At 73.7% G+C, this 14,310-nt stretch carries 9 protein-coding genes and 2 pseudogenes; 3 read left to right on the top strand and 8 right to left on the bottom strand.

The window, feature by feature from the left end:
- Positions 1-89: 89 nt before the first annotated feature.
- From H9L41_RS11920 to H9L41_RS11940, 5 genes and pseudogenes are all read right to left on the bottom strand, one after another.
- Positions 90-1,444, bottom strand: a pseudogene (locus H9L41_RS11920) (condensation domain-containing protein); the annotation flags it as partial.
- 200 nt (positions 1,445-1,644) lie between these two features.
- Positions 1,645-3,225: pseudogene (locus H9L41_RS11925) on the bottom strand (aminotransferase class III-fold pyridoxal phosphate-dependent enzyme); the annotation flags it as partial.
- Positions 3,114-6,275, bottom strand: coding sequence for a type I polyketide synthase (locus tag H9L41_RS11930; protein WP_187523369.1), 3,162 nt, complete (start codon positions 6,273-6,275; stop codon positions 3,114-3,116). The gene H9L41_RS11930 and the pseudogene H9L41_RS11925, both read right to left, overlap by 112 nt.
- 389 nt (positions 6,276-6,664) lie before the next feature.
- Entirely contained in the window at positions 6,665-7,030 is a 366-nt protein-coding gene (locus H9L41_RS11935; protein ID WP_028447097.1) for an antibiotic biosynthesis monooxygenase family protein, read from the bottom strand.
- A 20-nt stretch (positions 7,031-7,050) separates the two neighbouring features.
- Positions 7,051-7,806 carry a CTP synthase C-terminal region-related (seleno)protein gene (locus H9L41_RS11940; RefSeq protein ID WP_051319215.1) on the bottom strand — a complete coding sequence of 252 codons (756 nt, stop codon included), beginning with the start codon at positions 7,804-7,806 and terminating at the stop codon, positions 7,051-7,053.
- A gap of 108 nt (positions 7,807-7,914) precedes the next feature.
- On the opposite strand from H9L41_RS11940, the gene H9L41_RS11945 reads away from it, so the two are divergent.
- From H9L41_RS11945 to H9L41_RS11955, 3 genes are all read left to right on the top strand, one after another.
- Entirely contained in the window at positions 7,915-8,802 is an 888-nt protein-coding gene (locus tag H9L41_RS11945) for a LysR family transcriptional regulator (RefSeq protein WP_028447095.1), read from the top strand.
- Between the two features lie 97 nt (positions 8,803-8,899).
- Positions 8,900-9,664, top strand: a complete 765-nt coding sequence (locus tag H9L41_RS11950) for a substrate-binding periplasmic protein (RefSeq protein WP_028447094.1) — start codon at positions 8,900-8,902, stop codon at positions 9,662-9,664.
- Between the two features lie 186 nt (positions 9,665-9,850).
- On the top strand, positions 9,851-11,344 hold the full coding sequence (locus H9L41_RS11955; protein ID WP_028447093.1) for an AMP nucleosidase: 1,494 nt from the start codon (positions 9,851-9,853) through the stop codon (positions 11,342-11,344).
- 470 nt (positions 11,345-11,814) lie between these two features.
- On the opposite strand, the gene modC is transcribed toward H9L41_RS11955, so the two are convergent.
- Genes modC through modA form a run of 3 tightly spaced genes read right to left on the bottom strand, consistent with a single transcriptional unit; the run spans position 11,815 to position 14,310 of the window.
- Entirely contained in the window at positions 11,815-12,888 is a 1,074-nt protein-coding gene (gene modC / locus H9L41_RS11960; RefSeq protein ID WP_028447092.1) for a molybdenum ABC transporter ATP-binding protein, read from the bottom strand.
- On the bottom strand, positions 12,885-13,562 hold the full coding sequence (modB, locus tag H9L41_RS11965; RefSeq protein WP_028447091.1) for a molybdate ABC transporter permease subunit: 678 nt from the start codon (positions 13,560-13,562) through the stop codon (positions 12,885-12,887). Before modB ends, modC begins: the two co-directional genes overlap by 4 nt.
- 7 nt (positions 13,563-13,569) lie before the next feature.
- Positions 13,570-14,310, bottom strand: coding sequence for a molybdate ABC transporter substrate-binding protein (gene modA, locus H9L41_RS11970; RefSeq protein ID WP_034607452.1), 741 nt, complete (start codon positions 14,308-14,310; stop codon positions 13,570-13,572).

Genomic DNA, 14,310 nt, shown 5'->3' on the forward strand with positions numbered 1-14,310 from the left:
ACCGCCAGCGCGGCGCCGGCGAAGCCGTGCAGCAGTTGCTCCAGCTCGCCGGCCGGCAGCGCCGGGCAGTCGTCGAGCACCGCCTCGGGCGCGGCCGCCAGCCGCAGCGCCCAGTCGATCCAGCGCCGGCCCAGCTGCTCGACCTCGGCGCGCGGGTAGCGGCAGAACGGGTAGTCGAGGTCGAGCAGCCAGCCCTGCTCCGACTGCAGCAGGTTGATCGCCAGGTCGAACTTGACGCCGGCCACCGGCGCGTCGAGCAGCCGGGTTGGCAGGCCGGCGAAGGCCGGATCGCGCACCCGGTCGAGGTTGAAGGTCAGCGTCAGCGCGCCGGGCCGCTCGTCGCCGCCGGCCAGCACCGGCTCGACGATGCGCGCCAGCGGATGGGCCTGGTGCGCCGCCATCGCCTCCAGCTCGAGGTCGAGCCGGTGCAGCAGCTGGTCGAAGCGCAGGCCGCGCTCGATGCGCGAGCGCAGCGGCATCAGCTGCACCGCCTGGCCGACCATGCGCTCCAGCCCGTCGGGCGGCCGTGGGCCGGTACGCCGATCAGGATGTCGTCGCGGTCGCACAGCCGGTGCAGCCAGCCCAGCGTCAGCGCCAGCGCGGCGGTGAACGGGGTGACGCGGCGGCCGGCGGCCAGCGCGGCCAGCTTTTCGGCCAGCTCGGCCGGCAGCGCCAGCCGTACCCGCTCGCCTTCCCAGCGCGGCCGCGCGGCGGCGTCGAACAGGCGCTGGCCGGGCAAGGCCAGCGGTGCCGGCGGCTCGGCCACGCGGTCGCGCCAGAAACGCTCGGCGGCCTCGTCCTGCGCGCCGGCCAGCCAGTCGAGCTGGCGCCGGAACGGCTGCGCCTCGGCCAGCGCGGCGCCGCCGTGGTACAGCCGGCCGAGCTCGTCGACGATCAGCGCCAGCGACCAGCCGTCGACCAGCACATGGTGGGCGCGCAGCGCCAGCACGTGGCGGCCGTCGCTGCGCTTGAGCAGGGCGGCGCGCAGCGGGCCGCCGGCGGCCGGGTCGAAGGCGGCCTCGACGAAGCCGCGCAGCCAGCCGGCCACGTCGTCGTGCTCGCCGTAGCTCAGCGGCGGCTTCAGCGCCGGCTGCACGGTCTGGCCGGCGCCGCCGGCGTCGAGCACGGTGCGCAGCGCCTCGTGCCGCAGCGCCAGTTGGGCCAGCGCGCGTTCGAGCAGCGCCGGGTTGAGCTCGCCGTCGACCTCGAGCGCCACCGTCTCGCAGTAGGCGCCGGCGCCGGCCGGATCGAGCTCGGTGGCCAGCCAGATCTGGCGCTGGCTGTCGGACAGCGGCAGCGTGGCGGCCTCGGCCGCCGGGCCGGCACGGACGGCGCCACCGCGGCCGGGCGCGGCTCCAGCCAGCCGCCCTCGCGCAGCGCGGCGACCGAATCCATCACGCCGTCGACGATGGCGTCGAGTTCGGCCGCGCCGTGGGCCTCGCACAGGAAGCAGTTGCGCCCTTCCCAGACGAACAGGCCGCGATGCAGCAGGTGGTAGTAGAACAGGTCGAGGTTGCCGGCGTGCTTGAAGCGGAAGGCCGAGCCGAAGCGGATCAGCTCGAGCGGCGCCCGCACGGCCGCCAGCCGCGCGTTGAGGCGGTCGACCAGCTCGCCGGTACGGGCATTGAGGCTTTCCTGGAAGGCCGGGCCGCGCCGGTCCAGCTCGCCGAGCACGGCATGGGCCAGCGCGAAGCCAAGCGGATGGTTGTTGAAGGTGCCGGCGAAGAAGGTGGTGTGCGGATCGGGCGCCGAATCGTCGCCGAAGCGCCAGATGCCGCCGTCGATGCCGTCGAGCAGCCGGCCGCGCGCCGCCAGCGCCGCCATCGGCACGCCGCCGCCGATGGTCTTGCCGTAGGTGGCCAGGTCGGCCTCGACGCCGAACAGCTGCTGGGCGCCGCCCGGCGCGCAGCGGAAGCCGGTGATCATCTCGTCGAAGATCAGCAGGATGCCGTGGCGCGCGGTCAGTTCGCGCAGCCGCAGCAGGAACTCGCGCGGCTGCAGGTCGAGCGCGCGGCTCTGCACCGGCTCGACCAGCACCGCGGCCAGGCTGTCGGCCTCGCGGGCGATCGCCTCCAGCGCCGCGTCGCTGCCGTAGTCGAGCACCAAGAGGTCGGCGACGAAGTTCGGCAGGATGCCGGCGGCGACCGGCTCGGCCGCCTCGCCGACCGCCGCGCGGTCGCCCAGCACGCCGTCGAAGTGGCCGTGGTAGGACTTGCGGAACAGCGCCACCTTGCTGCGCTCGCGCACCAGCCGCGCCAGCCGCAGCGCGGTCATCACCGATTCGCTGCCGGACTGGCAGAACAGCACCCGGTCCATGCCGGTCAGCTTGCACATCAGCTGCGACACCTCGGCCGCCAGCGGCGAGCGGGTGCCGAGCGCGAGGCCGAGGCCGGCCTGGCGATGGATCGCCTCGGTCAGGATGGCCGCGCCGTGGCCGAACAGGTTGACGCCGAAGTCCATCGACAGGTCGACGTAGCCGTTGCCGTCGACGTCCCACAGCCGCGCCCCTTCGGCGCGCGCGCCGGTGATCGGGTAGACCAGCTCCTTCAGCGCCGGCCGGAAGCCGGCCGAGGCGCGCACGTCGGCCAGCCGCTCGCGGCGCTGGTCGGCCAGGCGCTTGGAGCCGGCCGTGCGAGCCACGTAGGCGTGGGTGAAGGCGGCCAGGTGGGCGGCCTGGCGCGGGTCGAGCGCGCTGCGGCCCGGCGACGCGGCGCCGCGGCCCGCCGCAGCGGCGATGCGGCGCGGCTCGGGCCGGATGGCCTGCACCTGCGCCGCGGCGGCCGGCGGCGGCGGTGCGCTGCCGAGCGCGGCGAGCTGGCCGTGGATCACCTGCTGCACCAGTTGCAGTTGCTGCTGGAACAGGCCGGCGTACTCGGCCGGCACGGCGCCCGGCGGCAGCGCCGGCATGGCGAGCGGGGCGACGGGCAATCCGGCGACGGGCAGTCCGGCGACGGGCGAAGCGGCGATGGGCACGCCGGCCGTCGCCGCGGCCGGCACGGCGGCCGCCAGGTGGGCGCTCAGCGCGTCGACCGTGTCGAGCTCGTTGAGCAGCTGGCGCGCGCTGATCCTCACGCCGTAGCGCGCCTGGATCGCGCGCATCGCCTCGGCCATCATCACCGAGTCGGCGCCCATCTCGATGAAGGGCTTGTCGAGCGGCAGCCGCTCGGGCGCCTCGCCCAGCGCGCGGGCGATCTGCTCGACGACGTCGGCGCGCACCTGCTGCACGCGGGCGGCCGCATCGGCCGGGGACGGGTGGGAGGACATGGCGGTTTCCTGGCGCGAAGCGGTGGGGACGGCGGCCGGAACGGCCGCGCTGGGGAATGGGGCGCGAGATCGCACGCGCAGGCGGGATCGAGCGCGACGCCGGCCTGGCGCAGCGCGGCGGCGGCTTCGGCCAGCGCCGGCCAGTCGCGGCCGGGGCCGTCGAGCGCGGCCAGCCATTGCGCCTCGGCGCCGCCGGCCAGCGTCGGCCCCAGCGTGGCCAGCGCCGGCCGCGGGCCGAGTTCGAGGAACAGCCGGTGACCGTCGGCCAGCAGCGCCTCCAGGCCCTCGCGGTAGCGCACCGTGCCGCGCGCATGCGCGGCCCAGTAGGCGGCATCGGGCGCACCGGCGTGGCGGCGGCCGTGCAGGTTGGCGATCGCGGGCACGCCGCCGGCCTGCCAGTCGACCATCGCGGCGAGGCCGGCCAGCCGCAGCACGATCGGTTCCATCAAGGGCGAGTGGAAGGCGGCGGCGACGTCGAGCAGGCGGCTGCGGATGCCGCGCCCGGCCAGCCCGGCCGCCGCGGCCTCGATCGCCGCCGCCGTGCCGGCCAGCACGCAGCTGGCCGGGCCGTTGTCGGCCGCCAGCGCCAGTTCGGCCGGCCGCGCCTCGACCAGCGCGGCAACGTCGGCGGCGCCGGCGCGCACCAGCAGCATGGCGGCGCCGTCGGCGGTCTCCTGCATCAGCGCGCCGCGGCGCGCCACCAGCGGCAGCACCTGCTCCAGCGGCGCCATGCCGGCCAGCACGGCGGCGACGTATTCGCCGAGGCTGTGGCCGGCCAGCGCGGCCGGCCGCACGCCCCAGCCGGCCCACAATTGGGCCAGCGCCCAGCCCAGCGCGAACTGCGCCGGCTGGGCATAGCGGGTCTGCCGCAGCAGCGGGCCGCCGCGCTCGGCGTCGAACAGCAGCGTGGCCAGCGGGACGTCGAGCAGCTCGTCGAGCAGCGCGGCGCAGCGGTCGATCGCGGCGCGGAAGCCGGCGTGGTCGCGGTACAGCGCCGCGGCGGCGCCCGGCTGCGGATTGCCCTGGCCGGGGATCAGGAACACCACGCCGCGGGCGGCCGGCGATTCCGGCGCGAACCAGCAGCGGCGCCGCTGCCAGGGGTAGGCCGGCAGCGCGACCAGCTGGCCCAGCGGCGCCTGGGCGGCCCAGTCGAGCGCGTGGCCGAGCACGTAGAGCCGGGCGCCGAGCGCCAGCCGCGGCGGGCCGGCCGGCAGCTCGGCGCGCGCCAGCCGCTCGGGCAGCCCGGCCGGCCAGTCGGACTCGACGCACAGCAGGTCCCAGCGGCCGGCCAGCCGTTCGGCCAGCGCGGCGTCGGCGGTCTCGGCGACCGCCTTCACGCCCCAGTGGCGCAGCGCTTCGGCGCAGGCTTCATCGCCGCCCAGCAGCGCCAGCCGGCGCGGCCCGGTGGCCGGCCGGCGGCCGAGCAGCAGCGCCGGGTGCGGCCGGCCGGCCACGGCGGCGGCCAGCGCCTCGATCAGCACTGGCAGCGGGCCGAACGCCGCCAGCCGGTGGTCGAGGTGATCGCGCCGCAGCGTGGCGGTGTGCACCAGGTCGGCCAGCGCGGCCGGATCGAGCGTGCGCAGCCGCTCGGCCAGGCGGCCGGCCTGCGCGGCCAGCGCCTCGGGCGAGGCCGCCGACAGCGGCAGCAGCCATTCGCCGCCGGGCTCGCCCGGCGATGCGGCCGGCAGCGCGGGCGGCAAGGCAGCCGCTTCGAGCACTACGTGGGCGTTGCTGCCGCCGAAGCCGAAGCTGCTGACGCCGACCCGCGCCGGCCGGCCGATCGGGTCGAGCGGCACCGCCTCGGTCGCCACGGCGAGGCCGAGCGCGGCCAGGTCGATGTCGGGATTGGGCCGGCTGAAGTTCAGCGACGGCGGCAGCCGCCGCGCCGCCAGCGCCAGCGCGGCCTTGATCAGCCCGGCGATGCCGGCGGCCGCTTCGAGGTGGCCGATATTGGTCTTGATCGAGCCGACCGCCAGCGGCGCCGCGCGGCCGGCGGCATAGACCTCGCCCAGCGCCTGCGCCTCGATCGGATCGCCGAGCGGGGTGCCGGTGCCGTGCAGCTCGACCGCGTCGACCTCGGCCGGCGCCAGGCCGGCATCGGCCAGCGCGGCGCGCAGCACCGCGCTCTGGGCCGGCCCGCTCGGCGCGGTCAGGCCGTTGCTGCGGCCGTCCTGGTTGACCGCGCTGCCGGCGATCAGCGCCAGCACGCGGTCGCCGGCCGCCGCGGCCTCGGCGGCGCGGCGCAGCACCACCATGCCGCCGCCCTCGCCGCGCACGTAGCCGTCGGCGGCCGCATCGAAGGTCTTGCAGCGGCCGTCGGGCGCCAGCATGCCGGCGCCGGCGAACACCTGCATCAGCTCGCCCGACAGCAGCAGGCCGACGCCGCCGACCAGCGCCAGGTCGATCTCGCCGGCGCGCAGCGCGCGCACCGCCAGGTGCACCGCGGTCAGCGAGGACGAGCAGGCGGTGTCGACCGCCATGCTCGGCCCGGCCAGGTTGAGCCAGTAGGAGATGCGGTTGGCGGCGATGCTGAAGGCGTTGCCGGTGCCGGCGTAGAGCTCGCCGCCGTCGCCGCGCCGCATCTGCAGCCGGCTGTAGTCGTAGGTGGAGATGCCGAGGTAGACGCCGGTGCGGCTGCCGGCGAGGCCGGCGCGCGGCAGGCCGGCGGCCTCCAGCGCTTCGACCGCCAGTTCCAGCGCCAGCCGCTGCTGCGGGTCCATCTGGTCGGCTTCGCGCTGGGCGATGCCGAAGAACTGCGGGTCGAACAGCTCGGGCGCCGCGATCAGGCCGGCGCGCTCGATGCCGCCGGCGGCGATGGCCGGCCGCAGCGCGGCGACCGGTCCGATCGCCTCGCGGCCGTCGAACAGCAGTTCGGCCAGCCGATCCGGGCTGTCGGCGCCGGGGAAACGGCAGGCGGCGCCGATGATGGCGATCCGGCCGGGCGGCGCATCGGGTGATTCGTTTATATATTCGTCGGAAGGAATTGGGAATGCATTGGAGGCCGTCGCCATATTTGGATATTCGCCGTTCGTCCCTGTATTTCCGCCGCGGCGATTCCCGGCCAATCAAGGAGGAATGCGACCCGCGGCGGGGCGTATTTCGTTCGGGGCTATTGTCGGCTGACGGACTGATTCATTAGAACCTGTCAGCACTGACAGGCGTTCCGATGGAACGAACGGTGAATACGGCAATTCGGCGGGATTATTTAATAAATATCGCCGTGAAATGGGAATATCGCCGCATTTATAGGCGGCAATATAATGTTTCAATTAAAAGACGGATAGGCCGGAAAATATATGGCCTGTCATTTCCTGCATCGGGCGTTCTGCCGGCCGGAAGCCGGTGCGCCGCTTCGACGATCCTGTGCGGGCCGGGGGGCGGCCCGCAGCGGCCGGCGCGGCTAGCCGGCCGCCTCGTCGCGGCGGAAGCCGTAGGCGCGCTCGACCCGGGCGATGCGCACCTCGAACGCCGCATACCAGTCCGTCCGGCCGCGCGCCCGCGCCAGGCTGTGTTCGCCCTGCCGGCGCCAGGCGGCGATGGCGGCCTCGCTGTCCCAGTAGGACACGGTGATGCCGAGGCCGTCGGCGCCGCGCGCCGATTCGACGCCAAGGAAGCCCGGCTGCTGCCGCGCCAGCTCGACCATGCGTTCGGCTACCTCGGCATAGTCGGCGGCGACCTCGGTGCGCAGCGATGTGAAGATCACGGCGTAGTAAGGCGCGGCCGGCGTAGGCGCGGCCGGCGTCGATGCGAGCGATGAAGGATGCATGGCGGTCTCCGGGTTGGATGTCATTGCCGTACCCAGGCCTGCGCCGCGCAGGCGCGCAGCAGCGCGACCACCGGCGGCGGCGCGAAACCGGCCAGCGCGGCGCGCTCGGGCTGGAACAGCGTGGCGACGAAGAAGGGATGGCCGTCGAGCTCGACCGCGCGGACTTCCCCGGCAGCGCCTGGGCCGGCCGCATCGAAGGCGGTCGCCCGCAGCGGCCCGGCGGTGAGCGCGGCGGCGAAGGCCGGGTTGAGGCCGTAGCTGCAACGGTAGCCCACTTCGAGCGCCAGCGTGCCGTAGGCGCGCGCCAGCCGCGAACCGGCCGCCAGTTGCACCGGCCCGCTCTGCTCGACCAGCGCGCAGGCCAGCGGCGCGATCACCGCACGCGCGGCGCCCGGTGCGGTCTCGGCGTGCGCCGCGTCGTGCCAGCCGAGCACGTGGCGCGCGTACTCGACCAGCGCGGCCTGGAAGCCGCCGCAGGTGCCGAGGAAGGGCAGCCGGTTCGCCCGCGCATGGCGGATCGCGCGCAAGGCGCCGTCGTCGTCGCGGTAGGGGCTGCCCGGCACGCACCAGACGCCGTCGTAGCCGTCGAGCCGCGCCGCGTCGGCGATCGTCTCGGTGCCGATCCAGTCGGCCTCCAGCGCGATGCCGGCCTGCCCGGCCGCCAGGGCCAGCGCGATGGGATTGGCGCGATGCGCCGTGATGCCGTCGTCGCGGTCACCGACCACCGCCAGCCTGACCGTGCGGCGGCCCTGGCCCGCCCTGCCGTCTGCGTTCATATGCGTATCCCCTGGGAAGCGGGCACCGCCTGCCGGTGCCGCGACAGGCACTCTAGGATCGCGCCGGCGCACTGTATATTGACCGCATCGCAATCCATTCTTGCAGCCATGCAATATCGACTCGACCATGCCGACCTCGCCCTGGTGCTCGCCGTGGTGCGCGGCGGCAGCCTCGCCCGCGCCGCGGCCTTGCTGGAACAGGACGTCTCGACCGTGTTCCGCGCCATCCGCCGGCTCGAGAAGGCGCTCGGCAGCGCGCTGTTCGACAAGCGCCGCAGCGGCTATCTGCCGACCGACGCCGCGCTGCGGCTGGCCGAACAGGCCGAGGCGGCCGAGCGCGCGCTGGCGGCGGCCCGGCTGGCGCTGGCGCGCGACGAGGCGATGGTCAGCGGCACGGTGCGGCTGACCTGTACCGATTCGGTGCTGCACGGCCTCCTGCTGCCGGCGCTGCGCCGCTTCATGCCCGGCTACCCGGCGCTGACGCTGGCGCTGGCCACCTCGAACGACTTCGCCAACCTGAGCCGCCACGACGCCGACCTGGCGCTGCGGCTGACCGACCACCCGCCCGAGCACCTGGTCGGCCGCCGGCTCGGCACGGTCGACTACCTGCTGTGCGGCCATCCGTCCTACCTGCGCGCCGCGGCCGGCCAGCCGCCCGAGGCGCTGAGCTGGATCGCGCCCGACGACGTCCTGCCCGACCACCCGACCGTCGCCTGGCGCCGCCGCGCGCATCCGGCCGTGCTGCCGGCCTACCGCTGCAGCACGCTGCTGGCGGCGGCCGGCCTGGCCCGCGCCGGCCTCGGCATCGCCGCGCTGCCGCGCTTCCTGCTCGACGGCGACGGCGACGGCGAGTTGCAGGCGCTCGGCGACGCGCTGCCCGGCTGCGCCACCGGGCTATGGCTGCTGACCCGGCCCGATTGCCGCGCGCTGCGCTCGGTATCGACGCTGTTCGAGGAACTGGGGCGGGCGATCGCGCTGCCGGCCGCGGCCGGTTGAACCGTCCGGCGCAACGCAGCGCGCGCGGCTTGCGCGGCGGCAAAGCCGGCCTATATTTGCTGCGAGCGAATATATTATCCACGGACAGGAGCGCACCATGCCGACCCGGCGCCAATTCATGCTCGACAGCGCAGCCCTGCTCGGCGCCGCCTGTCTCCCCGCGCTCGCCGCGGACAAGGACGCCCCGATCCGCATGGGCTATTTCGACAGCTACGAGCCGTTCAGCTTCCGCGGCGGCGACGGCGCGATGCGCGGGGCGCTGGTCGAGGGCATGGCGCTGGTCGGCCGCAACGCCGGCTACCGCCTCGACAACCAGGGCTTCCCCTGGGCGCGTGCCCAGGCCATGGTCGAGAACGGCAGCCTCGACGGCTTCTGCACCACCATCACCAAGGGCCGGCTGGTCTATGCCGATTTCGCGCCGACGCCGATCGTCAGCGTGCGCTTCGGCATCTACCACCGCGCCGACGACCTGCGTCCGCTCGAGATCCGCTCGGTGGCCGACATGCGCGCCTTCCGCCACGGCAACTTCATCGGCGCCGGCTACCCCAAGGAAAACCTCGAACCCGACCAGATGCAGTGGCTCAAGGACGAGGAGACCGTGCTGCGCATGATCGACGCCGGCCGGCTCGACATCTATGTCGAGGGCGAGGTCGTCACCCGCACCAAGCTGCGCCAGCTCGGCCTGCTCGAGCGCTTCCGCTTCACCCCGGCGCCCTTCCTGCCGCCGGTCAATTTCTGCTTCGGCCTGCGCCGCAGCTACCCGGACGCGGCCGCCGTGCTGGCCCGCATGGAAGCCGCGGCCCAGGCGGCGCGCCGTTCGGGCGAGCTCGACGCGATCCTGGCCGCGGCGACCAAGCGCTGACTATCGCCCGATCGCATGCAGGAGCGGCTTCAACCGCGGATGGTGCCGGCGCACACGACCCTTCGCGGCTGAAGCCGCGCCTAGGTACATCCGTCCATCGCACCTTCCCGCAGGAATCCGCTCCTAGCAGCATCCGCCCACCGCCGCCGCGAGACATCGTCACGGCGGCCGATGAATAATGCCGCCATGAGCTACCTGCCCGCCTTCATCGCCCCCACCCGCCATACCGACCCGGCCAGCGCGCTGGCCCAGGTGCGGCTGATCTACGACCAGAGCGTGGCCCATCTGCGCGAGGCGATGCGCCGCTTCGTCGCCGGCGAGACGCTGCCGGGCCGCGCGCGCGCCTGCTACCCGCTGCTGCGCTTCCAGGCCGACAGCGCGACGCGCCATCCGGCCGCCGAGGACGTGCTGCGCAGCTACGGCTTCGTCTCCGCCGCCGGCCGCTTCGAGACCACGCTGACGCGGCCCGAGCTGTACTCCGACTACTACCTCGAGCAGTTCGCCCTGCTGCTGCAGAACCACGGCGGCGAGCTCGAGGTCGGCACCAGCACGCAGCCGATCCCGGTGCACTTCTCCTTCGCCGAGCACGACCATATCGAGGGCAGCCTGGAGCCGGCGCGGCGCCAGCTGATGCGCGAGATGTTCGACCTGCCCGACCTCGCCGCGATGGACGACGGCATCGCCAACGGCACCCACATCCCGCGGCCGAACGAGCCGCGGCCGCTGTCGCTGTTCACCGCGCCGCGCGTCGACTACTCGCTGCACCGGCTGCGCCACTACACCGGCACCGGGCCCGAGCATTTCCAGAACTTCGTGCTGTTCACCAACTACCAGTCCTACATCGACGAGTTCATCAAGCTCGGCCAGGCCGGCATGACCGACCCGGCCAGCGACTACGTCGCCTTCATCGAGCCGGGCAACGTGGTGACGCGCCGGGCGGGCCTGCCGGCCGAGCCGGCCGACGCGCTCGGCGTGGCGCCGCCGCGGCTGCCGCAGATGCCGGCTTACCATCTGGTGCGGCCCGACCGCAGCGGCATCACCATGGTCAACATCGGCGTCGGTCCGGCCAACGCCAAGACCATCACCGACCATGTCGCGGTGCTGCGGCCGCACGCCTGGATCATGCTCGGCCATTGCGCCGGCCTCCGCACCTCGCAGCAACTGGGCGACTACGTGCTGGCGCACGGCTATGTGCGCGAGGACCACGTGCTCGACGAGGACCTGCCGCTGTGGGTGCCGATCCCGGCGCTGGCCGAGATCCAGGTCGCGCTGGAGACCGCGGTATCGGCCATCACCGGCGTCGACGGCCCCGAGCTCAAGCACCTGATGCGCACCGGCACGGTGGCCAGCACCGACAACCGCAACTGGGAGCTGCAGGCCGACAACCAGCCGCAACGCCGCTTCAGCCAGAGCCGCGCGGTGGCGCTGGACATGGAGAGCGCCACCATCGCCGCCAACGGCTTCCGCTTCCGCGTGCCCTACGGCACCTTGCTGTGCGTGAGCGACAAGCCGCTGCACGGCGAGATCAAGCTGCCCGGCATGGCCAATCACTTCTACCGCGAGCGGATCGAGCAGCATCTGCGCATCGGTATCCGGACCATGGAGTTGCTGCGCGGACAGGGGGTGGATCAGTTGCATAGCCGCAAGCTGCGCAGCTTTGCCGAGGTCCCCTTCCAGTAAACGCTTGGCACGGATTGGGGGCACATGGACTCGAGCGGCGGTTCGAGCCCCGGCTGAGCCGGGGCTTGGCGGGCAGTCCGGGCTCGGGCGGGCTGCGTTTACATCCTGATTTCTTCCCACTCCCCCGCCCTCTCCCAGGGCGAGGGAGCCTCGCTACGCTCGTTCGCTCTCCGTTGTGCCGCCTGCTGGCATATTGCTGCGCTCATACCGGTTGCGAAGGCTGCCATGGATGGGGTTTTGCAGGGGCGGCTGAAGCCGCTCCTACAAGTGCGCTCCCTCAGGCGTCGCAACCGCCGAACGGACTCGCTGACGAGCGCCAGCGAGGCCTCCCCGCGGCGGCGGGGACGGGAGGGGTAGGATTGAATCAGGGTAGGGCCCACCGTCTCGGGCCGCACGAATAGTGAGCGCCCGGGTTCCCCGGGCGCCTGCACTGCATGCATCTACCCTGCCCCGCTCGTTCATTGCAGGCCCTACAGCAAGGCCACCGACTTGATCTGCGCCCATACCCGCTCGCCCGGCGCGATCGCCAGCGTGTCGAGCGACAGCCGGGTGATGCGCGCCACCAGCGTGGCGCCGGCCAGGTCCAGCCGCACCAGCGCATGCGCCGGATGGGCCGCCGGGCCGACGGCGGTCACCACCGCCGGCAGGCGATTGAGGATGCTGGCGTCGTGCTGCTCGCTGCGCGCCAGGCTCACGTCGCGCGCCGGGATGCGCACGCGGCAACGCTCGCCGGCGCGCGCCTCGCCGGCCGGCGCGCGCAGCTCGCCGCCGGCGAAGGCCAGCCGGGCGAGCTGGTAGTGCGCATCGACCTCCAGCACCGTCGCCTCCAGCACCACGCCGATCTCGTCGTCGAACACCGGCGGCAGGTCCAGCCGCGACAGCGTGTCCGACAGCGCGCCCTGCGCCACCACCCGGCCCTGGTCCAGCAGCACCAGGTGGTCGGCCAGCCGGCTCAGCTCGTCGGTGGCGTGGGTGACGTAGATCATCGGCAGGTCGAGCTCGCGGTGCAGCCGGTCGAGGTAGGGCAGGATGTCCTGCTTGCGCCGGTAGTCGAGCGCCGACAGCGGCTCGTCGAGCAGCAGCAGTTGCGGCGAGGTCAGCAGCGCGCGCGCGATCGCCACCCGCTGGCGCTCGCCGCCCGACAGCCGGTCCGGCCGCCGCGCCAGCAGCGCGCCGATGCCGAGCAGTTCGATCGCGCGGTCCCGGCTCACCCGCCGCGCGCCCGCCTCGATGCGGCGCAGGCCGTATTCGAGATTGCGCCGCACGTCCAGGTGCGGGAACAGGCTGGCCTCCTGGAACACCATGCCGATGCCGCGCCGGTGCGGCGGCAGGAACACGCCGCGCGCACTGTCCTGCCAGGTCTCGCCGCTCACCGCCAGGCGGCCGCGCGCCGCCGGTTCGAGCCCGGCGATGCAGCGCAGCAGCGAGGTCTTGCCCGAGCCCGACGGACCGAACAGCACCGATACGCCGCGGGCCGGCAAGGCCAGCGCGGCTTCGAGCCGGAAGGCGCCGAGCGCCAGCGTGAAATCGGCCTCGACGCTCATGGCGCCGGCCGCCTGGCGGCGACGAGATGCAGGCCGAACAGCACGACGAAGCTGAACACCAGCATGCCGCCGGCCAGCCAGTGCGCCTGCGCGTATTCGAGCGCCTCGACCCGGTCGTAGATCTGCACCGAGATCACCCGGGTGCGGTCGGGGATATTGCCGCCGATCATCAGCACCACGCCGAATTCGCCGACCGTGTGGGCGAAGCTCATCACCGTGGCGGTGATGAAGCCGGGTTTCGCCAGGGGCAGGACCACGCTGAAGAAGGCGTCCCAGGGCGAGGCGCGCAGCGTGGCCGCCACTTCGAGCGGGCGCGGGCCGATCGCGCGGAAGGCCTGCACCAGCGGCTGCACCGCGAACGGCAGCGAGTACAGCACCGAGGTGATCACCAGGCCGGCGAAGGTGAACGGCAGCAAGCCCCAACCCAGCCACAGCGTGAGCCGGCCGAGCGGACCCTGGCTGCCCATCGCCAGCAGCAGGTAGAAGCCGAGCACGGTCGGCGGCAGCACCAGCGGCAGCGTGACCAGCGCGCCGACCGCCTGGCCCAGCAGGCTGCGGCTGCGCGCCAGCCACCAGGCCAGCGGCGTGCCCAGCAGCAGCAGCAGGATGGTGGTGGTGGTGGCCAGCTCCAGCGTCAGCCGGATCGCCGACCAGTCCTCGGCAGCGAGCGGCATCGCGGCCTCAGTAGGAATAGCCGTAGGCGGCGATCAGCTTGCGCGCCGGCTCCGAGCGCAGGTAGTCGAGCAGCGCGCGCGCCGCCGGGTTGTCCTTGCCGCGGGCCAGCAGCGCCGCGTCCTGGCGGATCGGCGTATGCAGATTGGCCGGCACGATCCAGGCCGAGCCGCTCTTGATCCGGCCGCCTTCGTAGACCTGCGACAGCGCGACGAAGCCGAGCTCGGCATTGCCGGTGGCGACGAACTGCTGGGTCTGGGCGATGTTCTCGCCGGTCACGAAGCGCGCGGCGAGGCCGTCGTAGAGCTTGAGCGCCTTCAGCGTCTCGACCGCCGCGGCGCCGTAGGGCGCGAGCTTGGGATTGGCCACCGCCAGGTGCTCGAACTTGTCCTGGCGCAGCACTTCGCCCTTGGCGTCGACCAGGTCGTCGCGGGCGCTCCACAGCACCAGCTGGCCGATCGCGTAGGTATAGCGGCTGCCGGCCACCGCCAGGCCTTCCTGCTCGAGCTTGGCCGGCGTCTCGTCGTCGGCCGCCAGCAGCACCTCGAACGGCGCGCCGGCACGGATCTGCGCATAGAACTTGCCGGTGGCGCCCGAGGACAGCAGCGCCTTGTGGCCGGTGGCCTGCTCGAAGGCCGGCGCGATCTTCTGCATCGCCCCGGCGAAATTGGCCGCCACCGCGACCTGCACCTCGTCGGCCTGCGCCGCCACCGCCAGCCACGCCATGGCGCCCAGCGCCGCCCACCGCAT

This window comes from Chitinimonas koreensis, assembly GCF_014353015.1.
In the GTDB taxonomy this organism is placed as follows: Bacteria; Pseudomonadota; Gammaproteobacteria; order Burkholderiales; family Chitinimonadaceae; genus Chitinimonas; species Chitinimonas koreensis.